The 22,077-nt window shown below is 59.2% G+C and carries 18 protein-coding genes; 9 read left to right on the forward strand and 9 right to left on the reverse strand.

All coding sequences use genetic code 11. The annotated features are described in order from the left end of the window. Window positions 1-47: 47 nt before the first annotated feature. Window positions 48-3,722 carry a trifunctional transcriptional regulator/proline dehydrogenase/L-glutamate gamma-semialdehyde dehydrogenase gene (gene putA, locus PL597_RS11820; RefSeq protein ID WP_191218071.1) on the reverse strand — a complete coding sequence of 1,225 codons (3,675 nt, stop codon included), beginning with the start codon at window positions 3,720-3,722 and terminating at the stop codon, window positions 48-50. A 177-nt stretch (window positions 3,723-3,899) separates the two neighbouring features. On the opposite strand from putA, the gene PL597_RS11825 reads away from it, so the two are divergent. Beyond that, entirely contained in the window at window positions 3,900-4,370 is a 471-nt protein-coding gene (locus PL597_RS11825; protein WP_191218072.1) for an Lrp/AsnC family transcriptional regulator, read from the forward strand. 59 nt (window positions 4,371-4,429) lie between these two features. Here the strand turns inward: PL597_RS11825 and PL597_RS11830 are convergent, their stop codons facing one another. Then, window positions 4,430-4,996, reverse strand: coding sequence for an RNA polymerase sigma factor (locus tag PL597_RS11830; protein ID WP_003508744.1), 567 nt, complete (start codon window positions 4,994-4,996; stop codon window positions 4,430-4,432). After that, window positions 4,996-5,202 carry a NepR family anti-sigma factor gene (locus PL597_RS11835; protein WP_077984949.1) on the reverse strand — a complete coding sequence of 69 codons (207 nt, stop codon included), beginning with the start codon at window positions 5,200-5,202 and terminating at the stop codon, window positions 4,996-4,998. The genes PL597_RS11830 and PL597_RS11835 overlap by 1 nt, the downstream gene beginning before the upstream one ends. Before the next feature lie 138 nt (window positions 5,203-5,340). On the opposite strand from PL597_RS11835, the gene PL597_RS11840 reads away from it, so the two are divergent. Both PL597_RS11840 and PL597_RS11845 read left to right on the forward strand, forming a co-directional pair. Beyond that, entirely contained in the window at window positions 5,341-6,135 is a 795-nt protein-coding gene (locus PL597_RS11840; RefSeq protein WP_080794289.1) for a response regulator, read from the forward strand. 95 nt (window positions 6,136-6,230) lie between these two features. Then, entirely contained in the window at window positions 6,231-7,223 is a 993-nt protein-coding gene (locus PL597_RS11845) for a sensor histidine kinase (RefSeq protein WP_271365222.1), read from the forward strand. Window positions 7,224-7,483: 260 nt separating this feature from the next. Here the strand turns inward: PL597_RS11845 and PL597_RS11850 are convergent, their stop codons facing one another. After that, window positions 7,484-9,208 carry a sensor histidine kinase gene (locus PL597_RS11850; RefSeq protein WP_077984947.1) on the reverse strand — a complete coding sequence of 575 codons (1,725 nt, stop codon included), beginning with the start codon at window positions 9,206-9,208 and terminating at the stop codon, window positions 7,484-7,486. A 235-nt stretch (window positions 9,209-9,443) separates the two neighbouring features. Here PL597_RS11850 and PL597_RS11855 point away from each other — a divergent pair, with 235 nt between their 5' ends. Then, window positions 9,444-10,019, forward strand: a complete 576-nt coding sequence (locus PL597_RS11855) for a PRC-barrel domain-containing protein (RefSeq protein ID WP_080794281.1) — start codon at window positions 9,444-9,446, stop codon at window positions 10,017-10,019. 104 nt (window positions 10,020-10,123) lie between these two features. Here the strand turns inward: PL597_RS11855 and galE are convergent, their stop codons facing one another. From galE to PL597_RS11870, 3 genes are all read right to left on the reverse strand, one after another. Then, the gene (gene galE, locus PL597_RS11860) at window positions 10,124-11,107 is read right to left on the reverse strand and encodes a UDP-glucose 4-epimerase GalE (RefSeq protein ID WP_045015763.1); all 984 of its coding nucleotides are present in this window, start codon (window positions 11,105-11,107) and stop codon (window positions 10,124-10,126) included. A 181-nt stretch (window positions 11,108-11,288) separates the two neighbouring features. Beyond that, window positions 11,289-11,726, reverse strand: coding sequence for a hypothetical protein (locus tag PL597_RS11865; RefSeq protein WP_077984945.1), 438 nt, complete (start codon window positions 11,724-11,726; stop codon window positions 11,289-11,291). Window positions 11,727-11,730: 4 nt separating this feature from the next. Further along, on the reverse strand, window positions 11,731-12,075 hold the full coding sequence (locus tag PL597_RS11870) for a DUF883 family protein (RefSeq protein WP_191218076.1): 345 nt from the start codon (window positions 12,073-12,075) through the stop codon (window positions 11,731-11,733). A gap of 278 nt (window positions 12,076-12,353) precedes the next feature. Here PL597_RS11870 and nspC point away from each other — a divergent pair, with 278 nt between their 5' ends. Further along, a complete protein-coding gene (gene nspC, locus PL597_RS11875; protein ID WP_137412445.1) occupies window positions 12,354-13,451 on the forward strand; it encodes a carboxynorspermidine decarboxylase in 1,098 nt (365 codons plus the stop codon). 60 nt (window positions 13,452-13,511) lie between these two features. Continuing rightward, window positions 13,512-14,750 carry a saccharopine dehydrogenase family protein gene (locus PL597_RS11880; protein ID WP_191218077.1) on the forward strand — a complete coding sequence of 413 codons (1,239 nt, stop codon included), beginning with the start codon at window positions 13,512-13,514 and terminating at the stop codon, window positions 14,748-14,750. Window positions 14,751-14,813: 63 nt separating this feature from the next. Here the strand turns inward: PL597_RS11880 and PL597_RS11885 are convergent, their stop codons facing one another. Continuing rightward, window positions 14,814-15,437 (reverse strand): TetR/AcrR family transcriptional regulator, encoded by a 624-nt coding sequence (locus PL597_RS11885; protein ID WP_244614264.1) that lies wholly within the window; start codon window positions 15,435-15,437, stop codon window positions 14,814-14,816. Window positions 15,438-15,554: 117 nt separating this feature from the next. On the opposite strand from PL597_RS11885, the gene PL597_RS11890 reads away from it, so the two are divergent. Continuing rightward, entirely contained in the window at window positions 15,555-16,001 is a 447-nt protein-coding gene (locus PL597_RS11890; RefSeq protein WP_191218078.1) for a hypothetical protein, read from the forward strand. A 96-nt stretch (window positions 16,002-16,097) separates the two neighbouring features. Here PL597_RS11890 and PL597_RS11895 read toward each other — a convergent pair whose 3' ends face one another. Next, window positions 16,098-17,945 (reverse strand): DEAD/DEAH box helicase, encoded by a 1,848-nt coding sequence (locus PL597_RS11895; protein WP_191218079.1) that lies wholly within the window; start codon window positions 17,943-17,945, stop codon window positions 16,098-16,100. 390 nt (window positions 17,946-18,335) lie between these two features. Here PL597_RS11895 and PL597_RS11900 point away from each other — a divergent pair, with 390 nt between their 5' ends. Further along, window positions 18,336-19,613 carry an aspartate kinase gene (locus PL597_RS11900; RefSeq protein WP_077984980.1) on the forward strand — a complete coding sequence of 426 codons (1,278 nt, stop codon included), beginning with the start codon at window positions 18,336-18,338 and terminating at the stop codon, window positions 19,611-19,613. 175 nt (window positions 19,614-19,788) lie between these two features. Further along, entirely contained in the window at window positions 19,789-22,056 is a 2,268-nt protein-coding gene (ptsP, locus tag PL597_RS11905; protein WP_077984940.1) for a phosphoenolpyruvate--protein phosphotransferase, read from the forward strand. Window positions 22,057-22,077 lie beyond the last annotated feature (21 nt).

Consider the following 22,077-nt stretch of genomic DNA (forward strand, 5'->3'; position numbering starts at 1 on the left):
CGGACAAGGCATGAACCGGCAGGGCCGAGACCCGCCGGACAATATCGTCAGCCAATGCTCATCAGGCTGGCGTTGCCGCCGGCGGCCGTGGTGTTGACGCTGACGGAGACTTCTTCGACCAGCCAGTCGAGACTATAGGGCTGGCTTTCCCCGCAAAGCGCTTCCGTCGCCGCGGCCTGAACGAGAGTGAGCGGGCCGGGCAGGGCGGCGATCTTTTTGTTGACCGTCACGATACGATCCGCGTCTCCCTCAACCAGCGCGCCGGCGAAGGGACCGGATTTTTCCCAATCATCCGCCCAGACGATGCGCGACGTTACAGTTGCCGGCAAGCCATAGATCGACTTCTCCAGTCCAGAAGCATTGTCGATGACAACCGCGTTTCCGGTCGCAAGCGCTGCCGCAAGCTGGCGGTAAAGCCCCTGTTCGGTTGCCGGAACCAGCAGAACCTTTCCACGCGGATGCAGCGCATAGACATTGCGCTCGCCGACAGGCCCCGCCAGCTCGGTTTCAAAGCCGAGGCCGGAAAGCGCTGCCGCCTGACGTGCGGCTTCGGCCGCGACGGTTTCGCCGTTTTCATCCAGCCAGCGGGCGAGATCGACGGCTGCCTGATCCTGCTGGCTGGCGATGCGGTCGATCTTCGGCGCCTTTTGCGTCATGCGGCCGAGATAAAGCGGGCCGCCCGCCTTGGGGCCGGTGCCGGAGAGGCCGCGTCCGCCAAAGGGCTGCACGCCGACAACCGCGCCGATGATGTTGCGGTTCACATAAAGATTGCCGGCCGCGACGCGGGACAGAACGTGCTGGATCGTATCGTCGAGCCGGGTGTGCAGGCCGAAGGTGAGGCCGTAACCGGTGGCGTTGATCTCGTCGATCAGCCGGTCGAGATTGTCGCGCTTGAAGCGGATGACATGCAGCACCGGGCCAAATACTTCGCGTTTCAGATCGGCAAGCGATTTCATCTCGATGATCGTTGGCGGCACGAAGGTGCCCCTGCCGGTCTCACCCGCAAGCGAAATCTGTTCGATGCGGTGGCCGAGCCCGCGCATGCCCTCGATATGCTTTTCGATGATGTCCTTCGCCTCGGCGGTGATGACGGGGCCGACATCGACGGAAAGCTTGTCGGTGCGGCCGATGCGCAATTCATGCAGTGCGCCTTTCAGCATGGTCAGCGTGCGGTCCGCCACATCTTCCTGCAGGCAGAGGATGCGCAATGCCGAGCAGCGCTGGCCGGCGCTATCGAAGGCGGACGCGATGACATCGGCGACGACCTGCTCGGCAAGCGCGGAGGAATCGACGATCATGGCATTCTGTCCGCCGGTTTCTGCAATCAACGGCACCGGCTGGCCATTGGCCAGAACCCGATCGGCAAGCTGGCCCTGAATGAGCCGCGCCACTTCCGTTGAACCCGTAAACATTACACCTGCCGTCGATGGTGAACCGACGAGTGCTGCACCTGTTTTACCGTCGCCCGGCAGAAGCTGCACGGCGTCTTCCGGAACGCCTGCCTCATGCAGCAGGCGTATGCCCTGAGCCGCGATCAGCGGCGTTTCTTCGGCGGGCTTTGCCAGAACCGGATTGCCGGCGACCAGCGCCGCCGCTACCTGACCGATGAAGATCGCAAGCGGAAAGTTCCACGGGCTGATACAGACGACCGGGCCGAGCGGCGTTTCGCCGGCCTTGAAGTTTCTGCGGGCTTCCGCCGCATAATAACGCAGGAAGTCGATCGCCTCGCGAACCTCGGCAATGGCGTTCGGCATGGATTTTCCCGCTTCGCGCATGATGAGGCCGAGCAGGGCGGGCATCTCGGCCTGCATCGCATCGGCGGCGCGCTCCAGGCAGGCGGCGCGTTCATCCACCGGGGTGGAAGGCCAGTTCGAGGCCGCCGCCCGCTGCATGGCCGCTTCGGCATCGGCTTCAGTCGGTTCGGTCACATGGCCGACGATATCATTGTGGTCGCCGGGATTGAGAACCGGGCGCGTGTTACCGCCTGCCTGCGGCGCGGCGGCTTTCCATTCCGTTGCTGTACCTGCCTTGAGGGTTCCGTCCAGTGCGGCGAGCGTCGTTTCGTCGGAAAGATCGAGGCCGGCGGAATTTTTGCGTTCAGGGCCGAACAGACCTTCAGGGGCGGCGATGCGGTCGTGACGCGCGCCGGGAACGGGGTAGGTTTTAACCACCGTGACCGGGTCTTCCAGCAGAGAATCCACCGGCACGGCGGGGTCGGCAATGCGGTTGACGAAGGAAGAGTTCGCACCGTTTTCCAGCAGGCGGCGCACGAGATATGCCAGCAGCGTCTCATGCGTGCCGACGGGGGCGTAGAAACGGCAGGGACGGTCGAGCTTCTTTTTGCCGACGACTTCGCTGTAGAGCGGTTCGCCCATGCCATGCAGGCACTGGAACTCGTAGTCGCCGAGTTTGAAGTCTGGACCGGCAAGATGGTAGATCGTCGCCATGGATTGCGCATTGTGGGTCGCAAACTGCGGAAAGACCAGATCGCGCGCGGCGAGCAGCTTGCGGGCGCAGGCGATGTAGGAGACATCCGTGTGCACCTTGCGGGTGAAGACCGGGAAATCCTCCAGCCCCTCCACCTGTGCGCGCTTGATTTCCGCGTCCCAATAAGCGCCCTTGACGAGGCGCACCATGATGCGGCGGCCCGCACGGCGGGCGAGATCGATGATGTAATCGAGAACGAAGGGGCAACGGCGGCCATAGGCCTGCACCACAAAACCGAGGCCGTTCCAGCCAGCGAGATCCCTGTCGAGCGCCAGTTCTTCGAGAAGATCGAGCGACAGTTCCAGCCGGTCGGCTTCCTCGGCATCGATATTGAGGCCGATATCGTATGTCTTGCTGAGCAGCATCAGCGATTTGACGCGTGGAAGAAGCTCCGCCATCACCCGCTCGGCCTGGGCGCGGGCGTAACGCGGATGCAGCGCCGAAAGCTTGATGGAAATGCCGGGACCACCATAGATGCCGCGGCCGGCCGACGCCTTGCCGATGGCGTGGATGGCGTTTTCATAGTCCTTGTAATAACGCTCCGCATCCTTAGCGGTGGTCGCGGCTTCGCCGAGCATATCGTAGGAATATTGGAAGCCCTGTTCCTCCAGCGGCTTCGAACGCTTGATCGCTTCGCCGATGGTTTCGCCGGTCACGAATTGCTCACCCATCATGCGCATGGCCATATCAACGCCACGGCGGATGACGGGTTCGCCGGCGCGGGCGATGAGCTTGGTCAGCGCCGACGAAAGGCCGCTATCGTTTACTGTCGACGTCAGCTTGCCGGTGATGACGAGGCCCCAGGTGGCGGCATTGACGAAGAGCGAGCGCCCTCCGCCAATATGGGACTTCCAGTCGCCGCGTGCGATCTTGTCGCGGATCAGTGCGTCGCGGGTGGCTGTGTCGGGAATGCGCAGCAGCGCTTCGGCAAGGCACATCAGCGCCACGCCCTCATGGCTGGAGAGCGAATATTCCTGCACCAGCCCCTCGACGCCGGTGCCCTTGGTCTTGGCGCGCAATGCCTCGATCAGTTTGCGGGCGGTGTCGCGAATGGCTTTCGCCTCTTCAGCCGTCACCGTTGCCGCCTCGATAAGCGGCGCCAGGCATTCTTCTTCCGGGCGACGATAGGCGGCGGTGATCGCCTTGCGCAACAAGCTTTGCTCGCGCACCGGCGGCGCAAAATTCTGGAAAATATCGTTCGCCACTACACCGGCGTTGCTTGCACCATCGGCCATTCTGAAAAACCCTGAAAACGCTGTTGAAGACAGACCTTCGGCGGCCGCGTGTCCTCCGCCCGCCGCTTTTCATCTCTGGCACAGACAATATCATCATCGCAAAAATTGCTATGGCCCTATTTTCGGGATAAAATAGGCTATATGAACTTTTATTTTCCAGATAAGGCGTAAAATCGCGTGGTAAATAGTCAAAAAACAGACGGTCTGGACCACTTCGATCTCAAGATTCTCGAGGCGCTCAGCGAGGACGGGCGGATGTCCGTTCTGCAATTGTCAAAACGGGTCGGTCTTTCCAAGACGCCCTGCCAGACGCGGCTGAAGCGGCTGGTGGATGAAGGCTATATTCTCGGCTTCCGCGCCATGCTCAATCCGCAGAAGCTCGGCGTCGATCACATCGCTTTCGCCGAGGTAAAACTCTCCGATACGCGTGAAAAGGCGCTGGAGGAGTTCAACGCGGCGGTGCGCAAGATCAAGGAAGTGGAGGAGTGCCACATGATCGCCGGCGCCTTCGATTATCTTCTGAAGGTGCGCACCAGCGATATTCGCAAGTATCGAAGGGTACTCGGCGAAAAAATCTCGAGCCTGCCATCCGTGGCCAACACTTCGACCTTCGTGGTCATGCAATCGGTCAAGGAAACCGGCATCTGAAAAGCGGACATGAAAAAACGGGCAGACGTTTGCCTGCCCGTTTCTGTCGTTCAATTTCCTCAGCGCGCCGTGGCAGCGGCGGTCACCGCGCTCATCTGCGCATCCGGGCCGAACTCGTTTTCGTTCTCGATGCCGAGCAATTCCTGCAGGCGCAGTCGCGCACGGCTCACGCGGCTCTTGATTGTGCCGACAGGGCAACCGCAAATCTCGGCGGCTTCCTCGTAGGCAAAACCCGAAGCCCCGATCAGCAGGATGGCTTCACGCTGGTCGTCCGGCAGCTTTGCGAGTGCTGCGCGGAAATCCTGAAGGTCTACCGAACCATGCTGTTCCGGCGGCACCGACAGGCGCGAGGTATAGACGCCGTCCGTATCCTGCACCTCACGGCCGGATTTGCGAATCTGGCTGTAGAACTCGTTGCGCAGGATCGTCACCAGCCATGCCCGCATGTTGGTGCCAGGCTGGTAGCTGTCCTGTTTGGCCCAGGCCTTCATGATCGTGTCCTGCACGAGGTCGTCGGCACGGTCCCTCGAGCGGATGAGCGAAATCGCGAAGGCGCGCAGGTTCGGCAGCGCCGCCAGCATTTCCCGCTTGAAATTGTATTCTGTCTGTTCCGGCTCTTTCGCCATCATTCCTCCGAAGCCTTCGTCTTGGCTCTGCTTTCGGCTTCATCGAGTTTTTCGAGAAGGTCGAGGAATTTGTCAGGGATGCCTTCATCCTGAACGGCATCATAAAGCTCCCTGAGCTTGCGGGAAATCACCGCCCGTCCCGAGTGTGGAACCTGGGGGGCGGCCGGATTGTCCGGCTGGTCTTGGTCCGATTGAAATATTCTCATAACGTCCGGTATTCCTTCTGCGTCGTGGCAAAGAATGCGCGGTGAAAAAAATAGTTCCGGCGATCCGGAACTATTTTTGACATGCGCACGTTGCTATCGTGGGTTTGCGTTGCAGACCGCATGAAAGGGGAGAATTCCATGTCAGTTTCTACACGCATCGCGCCGCACCTGCCATATCTGCGCAGGTTCGCGCGTGCCGTTTGCGGCTCACAATCGACGGGCGATGCCTATGTTGCGGCAACACTCGAAGCTCTGATCGCCGATATCAGCATTTTTCCGCAGACAAGCAGCGATCGCGTTTCGCTCTATCAATTGTTCGTATCGATCTTTAGTTCCGTCACGATCAATATTAAGACCGACGAAAACCTGTCGGGATGGGAAAAACGCGCCTCGGCCAACCTCTCCGCGGTGCCGGCGCTGGCCCGTCAGGCTTTCCTCTTGACGACGGTCGAAGAATTCACGCCATCGGAAACCGCAGAAGTCCTGAAAGTCTCCGAGGATCAGGTCGGCAAGCTGATCGATGAGGCAGCCTCTGAGATCGCCCGGCAGGTGGCGACCGACATCATGATCATCGAGGACGAACCTCTGATCGCGATGGATATCGAGCAGATGGTCACCGATCTCGGTCACCGTGTCACTGGCATCGCCCGCACGCATACGGAAGCGCTCGATCTCTTCCATCGCACCCAACCGAAGATGATCCTTGCCGATATTCAGCTTGCCGACGGCAGTTCCGGTCTCGATGCGATGAAAGACATCCTTGAGATGACCACCCTCCCGGTTATCTTCATCACGGCTTTCCCCGAGCGTCTTCTGACGGGCGAACGGCCGGAGCCGACCTTCCTCGTGACGAAGCCGTTTAATCCGGACATGGTGAAGGCGCTTATCAGCCAGGCCCTGTTTTTCAACGAAAGCTCACGCGCCGCGGCGTGAATTTTGCCGAAGCCGCAGGCTGACCGGGAACCAGTCTGGCGCCCGGGCGTTGGCGGTTACAGTCGTGGGGCTAACCTGCGGCGTTCTGCAAGGAGATGAATTTGCATCGGCTGGCATGGCACAACTCGGAGAGGGACGAAAGCGAACTTCACGATTCGCTCGTTCTAGCCTTGCTCGATTCGGGTGAGACAGTCATGCTGCAGGACTGGAACCGCGACTATATATTCGTGGCCAATCTGCCGGATGTCTGGAAACTTCCGGCCGATTCCCACCCGACCGACGAAAATCTGTTCGGCAAAGATCTCTCCGCGCGGCTTGCCGAACTTAAAAAGGACATGAAGACGGCGGGCAGCTGCGGTATGCTGGAAGTCAATGCCGGCAACGATCGTGTCTTTCAGTTTCAGGTCCACTCCACCTTTAACCAGTCGAACCAGGTGGTGATGAAAACCACCATTCGTGAGGTGACGGCGGAAAGGCGGCGCGAGCAGCTTCTGCGCTCGTTGCTGCGCGAGGTCAGCCACCGTTCCAAGAATCTCCTGGCGATCATCCAGAGCCTTGCAGGCCAGACGGCCCGCTTCAGCCTGACCAAGGACGATTTTCTGAGAAAGTTTCGAGGACGGCTACATGCTCTTGCGCAAAGTCAGGATCTCATCACGGATTCGGACTGGCGGGGCGCGCGAATATTCGAGCTGCTGCGCCAGCAATTCGATCTTTATGTGCCGGAATATCCGAACCTCATCCATATGGAAGGCGAAAACCTGCTGCTAAATCCGAACGGTGCGCTTTATATCGGGCTCGCCTTCCATGAACTGGTCGTCAACACCGTCAGCCATAGCGGCAATCTTGCCTATCACCCCCCCATATCCCTGCAATGTCGTCAGGAGGGTGAGTTTTATATGGTTGAATGGAATGAGCCGATGATGCCGTCGAAAGAGCCGGTCGAAACCCGGCGCGGCAGCTTCGGCAGCGTGGTGCTGGAAAAGGTGGTTCCTTCGGCGCTGGGTGGAAGCGCCGAATACGAGGTGGCAGATAAGCGAATCGTCTACCGGCTGAAATTTCCTTCCGGCGACAGCGTAGACGCCGCCTGAAATCGCGATATCGGGCGCGACGCCGGGTTTAACGCTCATGTCCTGGAAATCAAAAACAAATAGCACGGCTCATGAAAAGAGCCGTGCTATTTCATGACAGGTTTTCAGGGGTGAAACCTGTTTATTTTCAGCCAAGCTTCAGGCGGGGACGGGGGAATTGCTTGGCCTGCAGTAAGAATGCACCTGCCGGGAATAGGTTCCCGCAAAATGCATTTTTTAACAATCGACAAATGAGCTGCTTTTGAACCCGCTTGCCAGCATCAGTGCTGGCCTGTCTGTTCCGATCTTTTGGGTGTGAAATAACGCATCGGCGCCTCCAGCGTCCACTCGAAGCCGGCTTCACGATATTCCGTCAGCACCTGCCCACCGAAGGCGCCTTCCGCATGCCTTTTTATGACCGTGGTGCCGAAACCTTTGCGGCTCGGTTCGCTCGCCGGAGGGCCACCGGTTTCGGTCCAGACGAGGTGGATCATCTGGCGCCCGTCTTTTTCAAACGGCTGCCAGCGCACGGTGATTTTTCCTGTTGGAACCGACAATGCGCCATATTTGATGGAATTCGTCGTCAGCTCATGGATCACCAGGCCGAAATTCTGTGCTGCTTCCGGGGAGAGCATGAAATCATCTCCGATCAGCAGGACGCGATGCGCCACGGTGCCGAAAACTTCGAGATGGGTCTCGATCAGCTTGCGGATCGGCAGGCCTTGCCATTGAACCTCCGCCAAGGCCCGGATCGACATTCCAAGGCCGCGCAGGCGGTGATCCACCTCCTTTTGAAATTCCGGAATACTCTTATTTTCGCGTCCCAATTGCCGTATCATCGCCTGAACCAGCGTCAAAATGTTCTTGGAACGGTGTACAAGTTCGTGCAGCAGCAATTGCAGCCGCTCTTCTGACTGGCTTCTGTCGAAGGACGCGTTGGAGAGTGCTATGGCGACCTGGTTGGCTTCCTTTATCTTGGTATCGATGGGTGCGACGATCTCGCCCTCACCAATGCGCTCGGCCATCAGGGTCAGATCACGAATGGAGCTGCGCAATTGCCGGCCGACCAGATAGGCACCGCCAATGGCGATAAGCACCAGCACCAGGCTGCCGATCATCATCTGTCGCCAGGTATCTATCAGCGCCGCCTGGCTTGCGGCGAGCGGACCCCACATCACCGTCTTCCATTGCCAGCCCGGTAATTGGGCATAGGCATAGAGATTGCCCTTGCCATCAAAAAAATTGCCGCTGAAGGCCTGCATCTCCGAAAGGACGTCCGGGGTGACAAACGGCTTGCCCATTTCCGCCTCATCGGGCGCGCTTGAGACGACAACGCGGTTGTTGCCGTCAATGATGGCGACCGCCCAGTTGCGTGGCAGGGTTTCCGTGGGAATGAGCCGGCTCAGGTCGCTGGTATTCTGCGTCAGGATCAGGGCGTCTCCGGCGGCGTCCAAATCCGGGCCGAGCGGCAAGGTGACGTTGAACACCCATTCCTTGCTGGTCTGGCCGAAAAACATGTTCGAGACGGTGATGCGGCCAGAGTCGATCGCTTTGGCCAGGTTGGCTTCCGCCGGCACCTTGCCGAGCGGCTGGCCATAGGGCATGCGTGTATTGAGACGCTGCTGGCCATCTTTGGTCGTGAGAATGGCGTAGAGGCCCTCCCGCTTCAGGCTGTCGGCGACGCGTCCCTGAAACGCGGCGAGATTGCCGCTTTCAAGTTCCGGGAATTGCGACAGGAGATTGAGAGATGTGGCAATTTCCTGCAGGCGGCGGTCGATGTTGCGCGAGGCCACCCGCACGTCCTCGATGGTTTCCCGTTGCAGGTCGTCGCGTTTTTCCGCTTCCAGGCGCAGCATCAGATAGCCGCCAAAGAGAATGAGCGGCAGGGTGATGACGGTAGCCATCACCACCAGATAGGTGCCGATGGAAGCCGTTGGGAAAAAATTCGCGCTGCGCCGACGCAAAGCCGAAATCATGTCTTTCAGTCTGTTGCCGGGTAGAGGCATACAAAACTCCGGCAGTTATGGCATTGTTACGGCACGGATAATACCGTGCCGTCCCTCATTAGCAATGCCTGATTTTTTACCTTCGGTCGTTGTGGCAGGCCACAATTGCACCGGTATGATTGAAAAAATCGGAACTATTTCAACGACCAACCCGTTTGCCAGACGAACCGGTCGAGCAGCGGGTATGAAATTCATCACCGCCGGCCAGTTGAGAACGATGAAAGGAAGGTACGAAATGGCAAAGAAAATTACTATCCTCGTCACAGCTGCTTTGATGGGCACCACGGCTTTCGCGCCGCTGGCCATCGCTCAGGGTACGACCCAGCCCGCACCAGCAAATCCGAGTGCGCAGACAGAGCCGGCAAACCCGCCTGCCACCCCGATGACGCCTGCCGCCCCTTCTGCCAATGACAGCGCGGCCACAACGATGGGTGGCGCCTATTTGACCGAGCAGGGCGAAACGCAGGTCAGCGCGAACGATTATATCGGCAAGTCGGTCTATACGGCGGCCGATGAAAGCATCGGTAACGTCACCAACCTGATTATGGAAGAAGATGGCGGTCTGGTTGCTGCGGTGATCGGCGTCGGCGGCTTCCTGGGCATCGGCGCAAAGGATGTTGCGGTTCCGATGGATAAGGTAACGATGACGCGCAACGCGCAAGACGGTACAATCCGCCTGACAACGACGGAAACGGCGGAAACGCTGAAGGCCGCTCCCGAATTCAAGACGCTGGAACAGCAGGCGAGCGAAAAGAACGCGGCAACGCCGGCGGCCCCTGACGGCACGACGACGTCCGCCACCAAGCCCTAATTCCCGTCCCTGGGAGGCAGGAGCGGGACCGGCTTCAATCAGCTGTCCCGCGAGAGGCACCGGCCAACAGGCCGGTGTCTTTTTTCTATCTGATCGCCGGCTGTTCAATCGCCCGCATTGCGGGAGGAGTGCCAGGCCCAGGCGGATTTGATGATGTCGGAGAGGGAGTAACGCGGCTCCCAGCCGAGAACCTCCTTCGCCTTGTCGTTATTGGCGACGAGTGTCGTGGAATCGCCGTCGCGCCGCCCGGTATATTCGACGGGGAAGGGGCGGCCGGAAACCTCCGAAATCGCCGCCAGCAGTTCCTTCACAGTCGTTCCGGTGCCGGTGCCGAGGTTGAGTTCGACGGTCTCCCCGCCGGCAAGCAGATAATCCACGGCCCGCACATGCGCATCGGCGAGATCGAGAATGTGGATATAGTCGCGCACGCAGGTGCCGTCGCGCGTGTCGTAATCCGTGCCGAACACCTTGAAGCCTTGACGCCGGCCGAGTGCGGCTTCGATGGCCAGCGGGATCGCGTGGGTCTCCGGCTTGTGCCATTCACCGATGCGGCCTTCGAAATCCGCGCCAGCGGCGTTGAAGTAGCGCAGCATGACCGAACGCAGCCCCTTGTAGGTGCTGTAATCCTTCAGCGCCTGCTCCACCACCCATTTGGTGCGGCCATAGGGGTTGATCGGCGCCTGCCGGTGCGTCTCGTCGATCGGTACCTGTTCGGGCAATCCGTAAGTTGCGCAGGTGGACGAAAAAACGAAAGCCGTGACGCCGGCATCGATGGCGGCGGAAAGCAGGTTGAGCGAGCCGATGACGTTGTTGTCATAGAAAGCCACGGGCTGCTTGACCGATTCACCGACTTCGATCAGCGCAGCGAAGTGAAGAACGGCCTCTGGCTGGTGCTTGGCGAAGACCTCGTCCAGCCGCGCCCGGTCGCGAATATCACCCTGTTCGAAAGGCCCCCAGCGGACAAACTCCTCATGCCCGTTGGACAGATTGTCGAAAACGACCGGTTCATACCCTCGCTCAGACAGGAGAAGGCAGGTGTGCGAACCGATATAGCCGGCACCGCCGACGACAAGGACTTTCTTCTTCATCAATTGCCTTTCAGAAAATTACGGACGCGCAGAGACTGCCCGAGACTGTATGTCACTTTGTTCAAATAAGGGCGGCGTGGCGGGCAACGCCAACAACCAGTCTATCCTTCGCGGGTAACATAAAAAAAACCGCGCATCCATCGTCTGGATGCGCGGTTGGTCTTGTCAGGGTGCCAAGAAGTTACTTGGTCTTTTTTGTACCCGCCCTCGTCGCGAGAAATCCGGCCGCAACAGCGACGGCAAGTGTCGCGTAAGGGCGTGCCTGGATTGCAAGCGAAAGCAGCGATTGCAGCGCGAGCGGCGCAGCCGTTAAAGGTGCTGCGGCAGCAAGTGGTGTCATCGGTCTGGTCGCGTAGACCCTCGGGCGTTTGAGGATGGCGAGCGCCACCAGCATGATAACACCGAGCAGAAAGGCAGAGCCCGCAACGACGAGCGCTGCCGGTCCGGCCCCGACGTGACGCGCCAGATAAATTGATCCCGCCACGACCGCTGCGACAAAGGCAATCAGGAAAAATATTCCCGCCAGCACCGACAATATGATGACGGAGCGCAATCGTCTCGTGACGACACGCCCTTCACGCTGGGTCTCCCCCAGATAGACCAGCAATGCCTCAAGCATGAGCTTATCGACGCGTCAGGAGGGCAAGAACGAAGCCGACGCCGACGGCGATGCCGAGCGACTGCAGCGGGTTCTTCTGGACCTGATCGGTGAGGTTGTCGTTCAGCGTGGAAATCTCGTTACGGACAGTGTCCGCCATGTCACTCGACGCGGAAATTGCATCGTCTGCGACCTGCGCGGCCTGTGCCTTCAGCTCGTAAGATGCGCCGACGCCAAGCGCTTTCACACTCTTGGCAAGATTCGCCAGATCTTCGCGAAGCTGGGCGAGCTGTGCGGCCACATCGGCTGCGTCACCGCTTTCGAGGGATTGCTGGATCTTGTCGTTAACGCTGCTGCGCACGCTTGCCATGGGTCAGGTCCTTCTTGAACATCGTTGATGGAAATGGCGACATGTCAATGACTGACGCCGCTTAACTCCCGTTAAGGCGGCAGAAACAACCCGCCTGTCCGGGAGTGAAACGCGCCGGCCTTGCCTTGGTTCCGTAACGTTATGCGTTTTGTTCCATCATAGTGGTGTGCCGGGCATTTTTCAGGAATCAGCCCCCGGACATTTGTTTTCCTGTCACAAGCATCCTATAAGGCCCATCATCGAGACGTACCTTGACTTCAATCAATATGTGAAACGACATGCTGCAGACGCCCTATTACCTCATCGACAAGACAAAGCTTCTTCGCAACATGGAGAAGATTGCCTATGTGCGGGAAAAATCCGGCGCCAAGGCGCTCTTGGCGCTGAAGTGCTTCGCCACATGGTCGGTTTTCGACTTCATGTCGCAATATATGGACGGCACCACCTCGTCCTCGCTTTATGAAGTCCGTCTCGGCCGCGAGAAATTCGGTGGTGAAACCCATGCCTATTCCGTCGCCTATGCCGATTACGAAATCGACGAGGTGATCTCGAATGCGGACAAGATCATCTTCAATTCCATCAGCCAGCTCGAGCGTTTTGCGGACAAGGCCTCCGGTATCACCCGTGGTCTGCGCCTCAACCCGCAGGTCAGCTCTTCGAGCTTTGACCTTGCCGATCCCGCGCGTCCCTTCAGCCGTCTCGGCGAATGGGATGTGGCAAAGGTCGACAAGGTCATGGACCGCATTTCCGGTTTCATGATCCACAATAATTGCGAAAACGGCGATTTCTCTCTGTTTGACCGCATGTTGACCCAGATTGAGGAAAAGTTCGGATCGCTGCTGTCGCGTGCCGAATGGGTGAGCCTTGGCGGCGGTATCCACTTTACCGGCGATAATTATCCGCTCGACCAGTTCTGCGACCGTCTGCGGGCCTTCTCCGAAAAATATGGCGTGCAGGTCTATCTGGAGCCGGGCGAAGCCTCGATCACGAAGAGCACGACGCTCGAAGTGACGGTTCTCGACACGCTGTTCAACGGCAAGAACCTTGCTATCGTCGACAGCTCCATCGAAGCGCACATGCTCGATCTGCTGATCTATCGTGAAACCGCCAAGGTTTTGCCGAACGAAGGCGAGCATCCCTATATGGTCTGCGGCAAGTCCTGCCTCGCCGGCGATATTTTCGGCGATTTTCGCTTCGACAAGGAGTTGAAGGTCGGCGACCGCATCTCCTTCCAGGATGCGGCCGGCTACACCATGGTCAAGAAGAACTGGTTCAACGGCGTGAGGATGCCGACCATCGCCATCAAGGAACTGGACGGCACCGTTCGCGCCGTTCGTGAATTCGACTTTGCCGATTTCGAGCAAAGCCTGTCTTAAACCCTGTTTTTAACATGAAACGAAGCTCATCCCTGCGGGGAAAAGGAGGCATCACCTGAAATGAAGAAGAACGTTCTGATCATCGGCGCCGGTGGCGTAGCACAGGTCGTGGCGCATAAGTGCGCCCAGAACAGCGATGTATTGGGAGACATTCATATTGCGTCACGGACCGTGGAAAAGTGCCGCAAGATTGTCGAGTCCGTACGCGAAAAGAAGAGCCTCAAGACAGATGTGAAACTTGAGGCCCATGCGCTTGACGCGATGGATATCGAGGCGACGAAAGCCTTGATCAAGAAAACCGGCGTGGAAATCGTCATCAATGTCGGTTCGGCTTTCGTCAATATGTCCGTTCTTCGTGCCTGCATGGACACGGGTGTTGCCTATATGGACACGGCGATCCACGAGGATCCGACCAAGATTTGCGAGACGCCGCCGTGGTATGGAAACTACGAGTGGAAGCGCGCGGAAGAGTGCAAGGAAAAGGGCGTTACCGCCATTCTCGGCGTCGGTTTCGACCCAGGCGTGGTCAACGCCTATGCGCGTCTCGCCAAGGATGAGTATTTCGACAAGGTCACCTCGGTCGATATCGTCGATATCAATGCCGGCAGCCACGGCCGCTGGTTTTCCACCAACTTCGATCCGGAAATCAACTTCCGCGAATTCACCGGCGTCGTTTACTCCTGGCAGAATGGCCAGTGGCAGACGAACCAGATGTTCGAAGTCGGACAGGAATTCGACCTGCCTGTCGTCGGCAAGCAGAAGGCCTATATGACCGGCCATGACGAAGTGCATTCGCTGTCCAAGAACATGGACGGCGCCGATGTGCGCTTCTGGATGGGCTTCGGCGATCACTATATCAACGTCTTCACCGTGCTGAAGAACCTTGGCCTCCTGTCCGAGAAGCCGGTCAAGACGGCCGAAGGCCTGGAAGTCGTGCCGCTCAAGGTGGTCAAGGCCGTGCTGCCCGATCCGTCTTCGCTGGCGCCTGATTATGTCGGCAAGACCTGCATTGGCGATATCGTCAAGGGTATCAAGGACGGCAAGGAGCACGAAGTCTTCATCTACAACGTGGCTGACCATAAGGAAGCCTATGAAGAAGTCGGCTCGCAGGGGATTTCCTACACCGCCGGCGTTCCGCCGGTCGCAGCCGCCATGCTCATCGCGACTGGCGAATGGGACGTGAAGCAGATGGCGAATGTTGAAGAACTGCCGCCGAAGCCGTTCCTGAACCTTCTGAACAAGATCGGTCTTCCGAACCGCATCAAGGACGAAAACGGCGATCGCGCGCTGGAGTTCTGATTGCCGATGTTTTGATTGATAGAATGGAAAAGCCCCGCGAAAGCGGGGCTTTTCTTTTGGCGGCTATCCCTTGGGGAACTGCCCTATGAACAGATGCAGTGCTTTATGCATCGCTTCCGAAGGGGGCTCTGCGACATGCCACTCCGGAAAATGCCCATCGATTGCCATGCGGGCAAGGCCATAGACCAGTGCGCGGGAGCTTAGCACGAGTTGGTCGAGGTCGAGGCCCTTTGCGAGCTGGCCGTTTTCACGCGCCTGCGCGAGCAGGTTGACCATCAGGCGACGTATGGCGTCATTCTGCTCGCGTAGAATATCGGACGAATTGAAATCGATCAGCGTTCTCGAGCTGATGATTTCGAAATGCGTCGGATTGGCCAGTGCCCAGCGCAGATAGCCGTGGCCGATGGCTTCAAAGGCGACGAGGGGATCGTCACTGCCGGCCTGTCGTCTTGCGGCTTCGACGGATTCGGTCAGTCGGCTCATCGCCTGTTCCGCGACAGCAGTCATCAGAGCTGTTTTCGAACGGAAATGCCTGAACGGCGCTCCAGGCGAAACGCCAGCGCGCTTGGCGGCTTCGCGGACTGAAATGTTCTCTACACCTCGCTCCTCGATGATTGCGATCGTTGCCGCAACAAGTTCATCGACGAGATTGCCATGGTGGTAGGGCTTGTCCCCATTCGCTTTCATGTTCGTACTCATGGCTGTCCCTAGCATGGAACGCGGATGTAATCACTGATTATTTTTCTCTTGCGTAAAGCCGCTCCCTTGATGTAAGCATCGATTACATTTTGTCAGGAGGGTTCAATGCTGCGTTTATTGTTAAAGTTCAGTCTCGCATTTACCTTACTTCCAATCGCCGTCGCATATGCCGGGGACAGCCCAACCCTCGAAATCGTCTGGCCGAAAGCCGGCGATGTCATAGAGCTGGGGAATGACCCGGAACGCGCAATCGGCGTCGTCGTCAAAAGCAACTTCATGCTGCTTGCCGCCGGGCAATGTGGAGACAACGGCCAATGCGGCCACGTGCATATGAAAATCGACCCTTCAGGTGATACGTGCAATATTCCCGGCCGCACGTATAACAGCATGAACAGCGACTTCGGTGGGGATTTGATCAAGGCCCATTTTGGCCATTGCCCCAGCCCGGCCGGACGGCATGTCATCGGCATTCTACTGGCGAACGATCACCATCAACCCGTTCTGGTTGACGGTAAGCCGGTCACGGCCCTTGTCGAAGTGACGACCAAATAGGGATGCCCGTGACGGACATTCTGTAAATGTCGCAATAAAAAGGCCCCGTGCAAAAACGGGGCCTTTGACTTTCAGATGTCGAAGAGCGAAAGGCAATTAGCCCTTCGGCTGCTTCGGACCACGCTTCTCGAACGGCTTGTCCTTCTTGCCCTCGTATTTCGGCTTGTCGCCGAAGGGCTTTTTCTTTTTCCAGGGCTTGTCGTCGCCCTTGCGGTCATCGCGGGGAGCGGCAGCATTGTCCGATTTGCTGAACTTGCGCTGGGCCTTCGCCGGGCGGGTGTCTTCGCGGAAGCTGCCGGTTATTTCCGGCTTGCCTTCCAGCGCCTTCAGACGGATGCCCTTTTCGAGCGTCATATCCTTGCCGATGGCGGAGGTGAAACGGTCGACGGCATCAGCCGCCAGTTCCACGAAGGTCTCCGTCTGCTGCATGCGGATCGCGCCGATATCCTGGCGGGTGATCTTGCCGAAACGGCAGAGCATGGGGATGAGCCAGCGCGGTTCGGCGCTCTGTTTGCGGCCAACGGAGAGCGAAAACCAGGCGCTGTCGGAGAAATCGGACCTGTCGCGGCGCGGCGCATTGTTTTCGGGTGTTTCGAAACTGTCGCGGCGCGGCTTGCGGGTGTTGTCAAGCGCGACCTCGAAAATGTCCTCCGGCGCCGAACGTCCGGCATGATAAAGACGCACGAAGGCAGCGGCGACTTTTTCCGCGCCATGCTGTTCCAGCAGCTTGGTGACGAAATCGCGTTCGTCATCCGCCACTGCTTCGCTCAGCGTAGGATCGGCCAGAAGCCGGGCGCCGTCGCGCTCGACGATCTGTTCAACGGAGGGTGGGTGAACCCATGCGGCACTGACCTTGGCGCCTTCGAGCAGGCGTTCGGCCTTGCGGCGCTGGCTGACCGGCACCACGACGGCGCTGACGCCCTTCTGACCGGCGCGGCCGGTACGGCCGGAACGGTGCAGAAGCGTTTCGGAATTGGTCGGCAGATCGGCATGGATGACGAGTTCGAGGCCGGGCAAATCGATGCCGCGGGCGGCAACATCGGTCGCCACGCAAACGCGGGCGCGGCCGTCACGCATGGCCTGCAGGGCATGTGTGCGTTCGTTCTGCGTTAGTTCACCGGAGAGAGCCACGACCGAAAAGCCGCGATTGTTCAGGCGTGCCGTCAGATGGTTCACCGCGGCCCGGGTGGAGCAGAAGACGATGGCGTTGCGGGCTTCATAAAAGCGCAGCGCATTGATGATGGCGTTCTCGCGATCGGAAGGCGACACCAGGAGCGCGCGATATTCGATATCCACATGCTGCTTCTGTTCGGAAGCGGTGGCGATGCGCACGGCGTTCTTCTGGTAGCTTTCGGCCAGCTTGGCGATGCTGCGCGGCACGGTGGCCGAGAACATCAGCGTGCGGCGATCGTCGGGCGATTCTTCCAGAATGAATTCCAGATCTTCGCGGAAGCCGAGATCGAGCATCTCGTCGGCTTCGTCGAGCACGACGGCGCGGATCGACGAAAGATCGAGTGCGTTGCGCTTGATGTGGTCGCAGAGACGGCCGGGCGTGCCGACGACGATATGCGCACCGCGCTCCAGCGCCCGGCGCTCATTGCGGATATCCATGCCGCCGACGCAGGAGGCAATGGAGACACCGGCAAACTCATAAAGCCATTCCAGTTCGCGCTTGACCTGCATGGCCAGTTCGCGCGTGGGGGCAATGGCAAGCGCCAGAGGGGCAGCGGCCTGGCCGAAACGGGTATTGTCACGCAGCAGCGTGGTCGCGAGCGCGATGCCGAAGGCAACGGTCTTGCCGGAACCGGTCTGCGCGGAAACCAGCGCGTCCTTGTCGGCGAGTTCGGGCGCAAGCATGGCCTGCTGCACGGGGGTCAAGTCTTTGTAGCCGCGTTTTTCCAACGCCTGCGCGATCGCCGGGGCGATACCCTGGGTGTCTGTCATCTACCGTCTTTCGGATATGAAGCTGCCCGCATCCGCCCGAAACCAATAGATCCTAATGTCTCCGGGGCAGCCGATGCAGGCCATTTCGGCCATCTGGCCGGTTGCATTGCCGCGCTCATACTGCGAATGGGCCCATTTGTACAGTGCACTGCGGTACGCTCTTTTACGGGTGCTTTATCTCGTTAACGGTTCGATGCTGTCTTCGTCCGTTTTATCGGCCCAGAAAGAAGGCGTACCGCATGGTTCATAAACGGCATTGCGTGCCCCCCACCTTTTCGCTAAGAGACCCGCAACTTGAGGCTCTTTTCAGGAAGGGCCGACTGGGTTTGTTCTTGTCCGTCCGCTTCCTAAAGGAGCCGGCGGGAAAATGGGATGGTACTGGTCAAGGCTATGGCTCGCATTGTCATGAAATTCGGCGGCACGTCCGTCGCGAACCTCGAACGCATTCACAATGTCGCACGGCATGTGAAACGCGAAGTGGATGCCGGCCATGAAGTGGCCGTGGTCGTTTCTGCCATGTCCGGTAAAACCAACGAGCTGGTGGACTGGGTGCAGAACGCCGCGAAGGTGGCTGGCGCCAACGCCGCCTCCTTTTTCGACGCGCGCGAATATGATGCGGTTGTTGCATCCGGCGAACAGGTGACGTCAGGTCTTCTGGCAATCACGCTGCAATCCATGGGCATCAATGCTCGCTCCTGGCAGGGCTGGCAGATCCCGATCCGCACCGACAATGCGCACGGCGCCGCCCGGATTCTGGAAATTGACGGTTCCGATATCGTCAAGCGCATGGGCGAAGGCCAGGTTGCCGTTGTTGCCGGTTTCCAGGGCATCGGTCCTGACAACCGCATCGCGACGCTCGGCCGCGGCGGTTCGGACACCTCGGCTGTCGCCATCGCCGCCGCCGTCAAGGCGGACCGGTGCGACATCTATACGGATGTCGACGGTGTGTACACGACCGACCCGCGCATCGAGCCGAAGGCTCGCCGCATGAAGAAGATCGCCTTCGAGGAAATGCTCGAAATGGCGTCTCTCGGCGCGAAGGTTCTGCAGGTTCGCTCGGTCGAGCTTGCCATGGTACACAAGGTGCGCACCTTCGTTCGCTCCAGTTTCGAGGATCCCGATGCGCCGGGCATGGGCGACCTCATCAACCCGCCCGGTACTTTGATTTGTGACGAGGATGAAATCGTGGAACAGGAAGTCGTAACCGGCATCGCCTATGCCAAGGATGAAGCACAGATCTCGCTGCGCCGCGTGGCCGACCGTCCGGGCGTCTCCGCCGCGATCTTCGGGCCGCTCGCCGAAGCGCATATCAATGTCGACATGATCGTGCAGAACATCTCCGAAGACGGTTCGCGCACCGACATGACCTTCACCGTTCCTTCGGGCGACGTCGCCAAGGCGATCAAGCTTCTGGAAGACAACAAGGCCCAGATCGGCTTCGACGTCGCGCAGAACGAGACGGGCCTCGCCAAGGTGTCGGTCATCGGTATCGGCATGCGCAGCCACGCCGGCGTGGCCGCCAGTGCCTTCAAGGCGCTTGCCGAGAAGAACATCAACATCAAGGCGATCACCACCTCCGAGATCAAGATTTCGATCCTGATCGACGGCGCCTATGCCGAACTTGCCGTTCGCACTTTGCATTCCGCTTACGGCCTCGATAAAGCTTGAACCCGAGACATCGGTTCCCGATGCTCCGATTCTTCGGAGTTGCGTTCTTCCGATGCGGCGTTTCATGAAAGCGTGTCCCTTGCGGGACGCGCTTCTCGCGCTATAAATTTTTAAATGACCTTTTGATTCCCGAATATTATGACATTCGGATCGGAAGCGTCGGGGAGCAAACGCGATGAGAGACCTTTCCGCAGGTCCGCGTGTCCTGCTCAAGCGGCTGCGCGAAATGATGGCGGAGCACCTTGAACCGCAGGAGCGTCTGGACCAGATCGTCCGTCAGATTGCCAGCAACATGGTGGCGGAGGTTTGCTCGGTCTACGTGCTGCGTTCCGACAGCGTGCTGGAACTTTATGCGACCGAAGGTCTCAATAAGGATGCCGTGCATCTTGCCCAGCTGAAAATGGGGCAAGGTCTTGTCGGCACCATCGCCGCGTCCGCCCAACCTCTCAATCTTTCCGATGCGCAGGCGCATCCCGCTTTCCGCTATCTTCCTGAAACCGGTGAGGAAATTTATCATTCCTTCCTCGGCGTGCCGATTTTGCGCTCCGGTCGCACTCTTGGCGTTCTTGTGGTCCAGAACAAGGCCAGCCGAACGTATCGGGAGGATGAAGTTGAAGCGCTCGAGACAACCGCGATGCTTATCGCTGAAATAGTGGCGAGCGGTGAATTGAAGAAGATCACCCGCCCCGGCGTGGAGCTGGACCTGACGCGCGCGGTTTCCATCGATGGCGATGGTTATGGCGAAGGAATCGGCCTTGGCCACGTCGTGCTGCACGATCCGCGCATCGTCGTCACCAACCTGCTCAATGAAGATGCCGATACGGAAATCCGCCGTCTTGCCGACGCCATCGGCTCGCTGCGCCTGTCGATCGACGACATGTTGCAGCGCCGTGACGTGCCGACCGAGGGCGAACACCGCGAGGTTCTCGAGACCTACCGCATGTTCGCCCACGATCAGGGCTGGGTGCGGCGCATGGAAGAGGCCATCCGCAACGGCCTGACGGCGGAAGCGGCGGTCGAGAAGGTGCAGAGCGACACCAAGGCGCGCATGATGCGGCTCACTGACCCCTATCTGCGTGAGCGCATGCATGATTTCGACGATCTCGCCAACCGGCTGCTGCGCCAGCTGATCGGTTTTGGCGGGCGTGGGCCGGAGCAGGATTTCCCGCTCGACGCCATCGTTCTGGCGCGAGCCATGGGCGCTGCCGAGCTGCTGGATTATCCGCGTGAAAAACTGCGTGGACTGGTGCTCGAAGACGGCGCGGTGACCAGCCATGTCGTCATCGTCGCGCGGGCCATGGGCATTCCGATCATCGGGCAGGCGACCGGCATCGTCGCGCTGGCGGAAAATAACGATCCCATCATTATCGATGGCGATGACGGCCAGGTGCATCTGCGCCCGATGTCGGATTTGCAGCGCGCCTATGAGGAAAAAGTTCGCCTGCGGGCCAAGCGGCAGGAGCAGTTCCGCGCGCTGCGCAATGTCGAGCCGATCACCAAGGATGGCCAGAAGGTCAATCTGAAGATGAATGCGGGCCTTTTGGTGGACCTGCCGCAACTGGAGGAATCCGGCGCCGATGGCATCGGCCTGTTCCGCACCGAACTGCAATTCATGATCGCCTCCAATATGCCGAAGGGCGAGGAGCAGGAGGCCTTTTACCGTTCGGTTCTTCGGCAGGCCAAGGGCAAGAGCGTTACCTTCCGCACGCTGGATATCGGCGGCGACAAGGTCGTTTCCTATATGCGGGGCCAGGAAGAGGAAAATCCGGCGCTGGGCTGGCGGGCGATTCGCCTGTCGCTCGACCGTCCGGGCCTGATGCGCACGCAGATGCGGGCGCTGTTGCGTGCCGCCTCCGGTGCGGAGCTGCGCATGATGTTGCCGATGGTGACGGAAGTGTCCGAAATCCGTGCGGCGCGCGATCTGCTGCAGAAGGAAGTGCAGCATCTTTCGAAATTCAGCCATGCGCTGCCGAAAAAGCTGCAATTCGGCGCCATGCTGGAAGTGCCCTCCCTGATGTGGCAGCTCGATGAGCTGATGCAGGAGGTGGATTTCGTGTCCGTCGGTTCGAACGACCTGTTCCAGTTCTCGATGGCGGTCGACCGCGGCAATGCGCGTGTTTCGGATCGTTTCGACAATCTCGGCAAGCCGTTCCTGCGCATTCTGCGCGATATCGTCCGCGCTGGCGAAAGGCATCACACATCGGTCACGCTGTGCGGCGAAATGGCGGGCAAGCCGCTTTCGGCCATGGCGTTGATCGGCCTCGGCTTCCGTTCGGTCTCCATGTCACCGACGGCAATCGGTCCGGTCAAGGCAATGCTGCTCGGGCTCGATGCCGCGCGCCTTGCCGAAGAGCTGAACGCGGCGCTGGACGATCACAATTCGCTGGAAAGCGCGCGCGAGGTGTTGTTACGCTTCGCTGCGACGCATTCCATTCCCGTTTAGAGCATTTCCAGGAAGAGTGGA

This window comes from Agrobacterium sp. ST15.13.013 (assembly GCF_027956525.1).
Taxonomy (GTDB): domain Bacteria; phylum Pseudomonadota; class Alphaproteobacteria; order Rhizobiales; family Rhizobiaceae; genus Agrobacterium; species Agrobacterium salinitolerans.

Excerpts from the sequence above, each read along its gene's own strand:
- PL597_RS11840 (WP_080794289.1), top strand. The coding sequence starts at position 5,341 with ATGTCAGTTTCTACACGCATCGCGCCGCACCTGCCATATCTGCGCAGG.
- PL597_RS11880 (WP_191218077.1), top strand. The coding sequence starts at position 13,512 with ATGAAGAAGAACGTTCTGATCATCGGCGCCGGTGGCGTAGCACAGGTC.
- PL597_RS11890 (WP_191218078.1), top strand. The coding sequence starts at position 15,555 with ATGCTGCGTTTATTGTTAAAGTTCAGTCTCGCATTTACCTTACTTCCA.
- galE (WP_045015763.1), bottom strand. The coding sequence starts at position 11,107 with ATGAAGAAGAAAGTCCTTGTCGTCGGCGGTGCCGGCTATATCGGTTCG.
- PL597_RS11845 (WP_271365222.1), top strand. The coding sequence starts at position 6,231 with ATGAATTTGCATCGGCTGGCATGGCACAACTCGGAGAGGGACGAAAGC.
- PL597_RS11830 (WP_003508744.1), bottom strand. The coding sequence starts at position 4,996 with ATGGCGAAAGAGCCGGAACAGACAGAATACAATTTCAAGCGGGAAATG.
- nspC (WP_137412445.1), top strand. The coding sequence starts at position 12,354 with ATGCTGCAGACGCCCTATTACCTCATCGACAAGACAAAGCTTCTTCGC.
- PL597_RS11855 (WP_080794281.1), top strand. The coding sequence starts at position 9,444 with ATGGCAAAGAAAATTACTATCCTCGTCACAGCTGCTTTGATGGGCACC.
- PL597_RS11870 (WP_191218076.1), bottom strand. The coding sequence starts at position 12,075 with ATGGCAAGCGTGCGCAGCAGCGTTAACGACAAGATCCAGCAATCCCTC.
- PL597_RS11885 (WP_244614264.1), bottom strand. The coding sequence starts at position 15,437 with ATGAAAGCGAATGGGGACAAGCCCTACCACCATGGCAATCTCGTCGAT.
- PL597_RS11835 (WP_077984949.1), bottom strand. The coding sequence starts at position 5,202 with ATGAGAATATTTCAATCGGACCAAGACCAGCCGGACAATCCGGCCGCC.
- PL597_RS11900 (WP_077984980.1), top strand. The coding sequence starts at position 18,336 with ATGGCTCGCATTGTCATGAAATTCGGCGGCACGTCCGTCGCGAACCTC.
- PL597_RS11865 (WP_077984945.1), bottom strand. The coding sequence starts at position 11,726 with ATGCTTGAGGCATTGCTGGTCTATCTGGGGGAGACCCAGCGTGAAGGG.
- ptsP (WP_077984940.1), top strand. The coding sequence starts at position 19,789 with ATGAGAGACCTTTCCGCAGGTCCGCGTGTCCTGCTCAAGCGGCTGCGC.
- PL597_RS11895 (WP_191218079.1), bottom strand. The coding sequence starts at position 17,945 with ATGACAGACACCCAGGGTATCGCCCCGGCGATCGCGCAGGCGTTGGAA.
- putA (WP_191218071.1), bottom strand. The coding sequence starts at position 3,722 with ATGGCCGATGGTGCAAGCAACGCCGGTGTAGTGGCGAACGATATTTTC.
- PL597_RS11850 (WP_077984947.1), bottom strand. The coding sequence starts at position 9,208 with ATGCCTCTACCCGGCAACAGACTGAAAGACATGATTTCGGCTTTGCGT.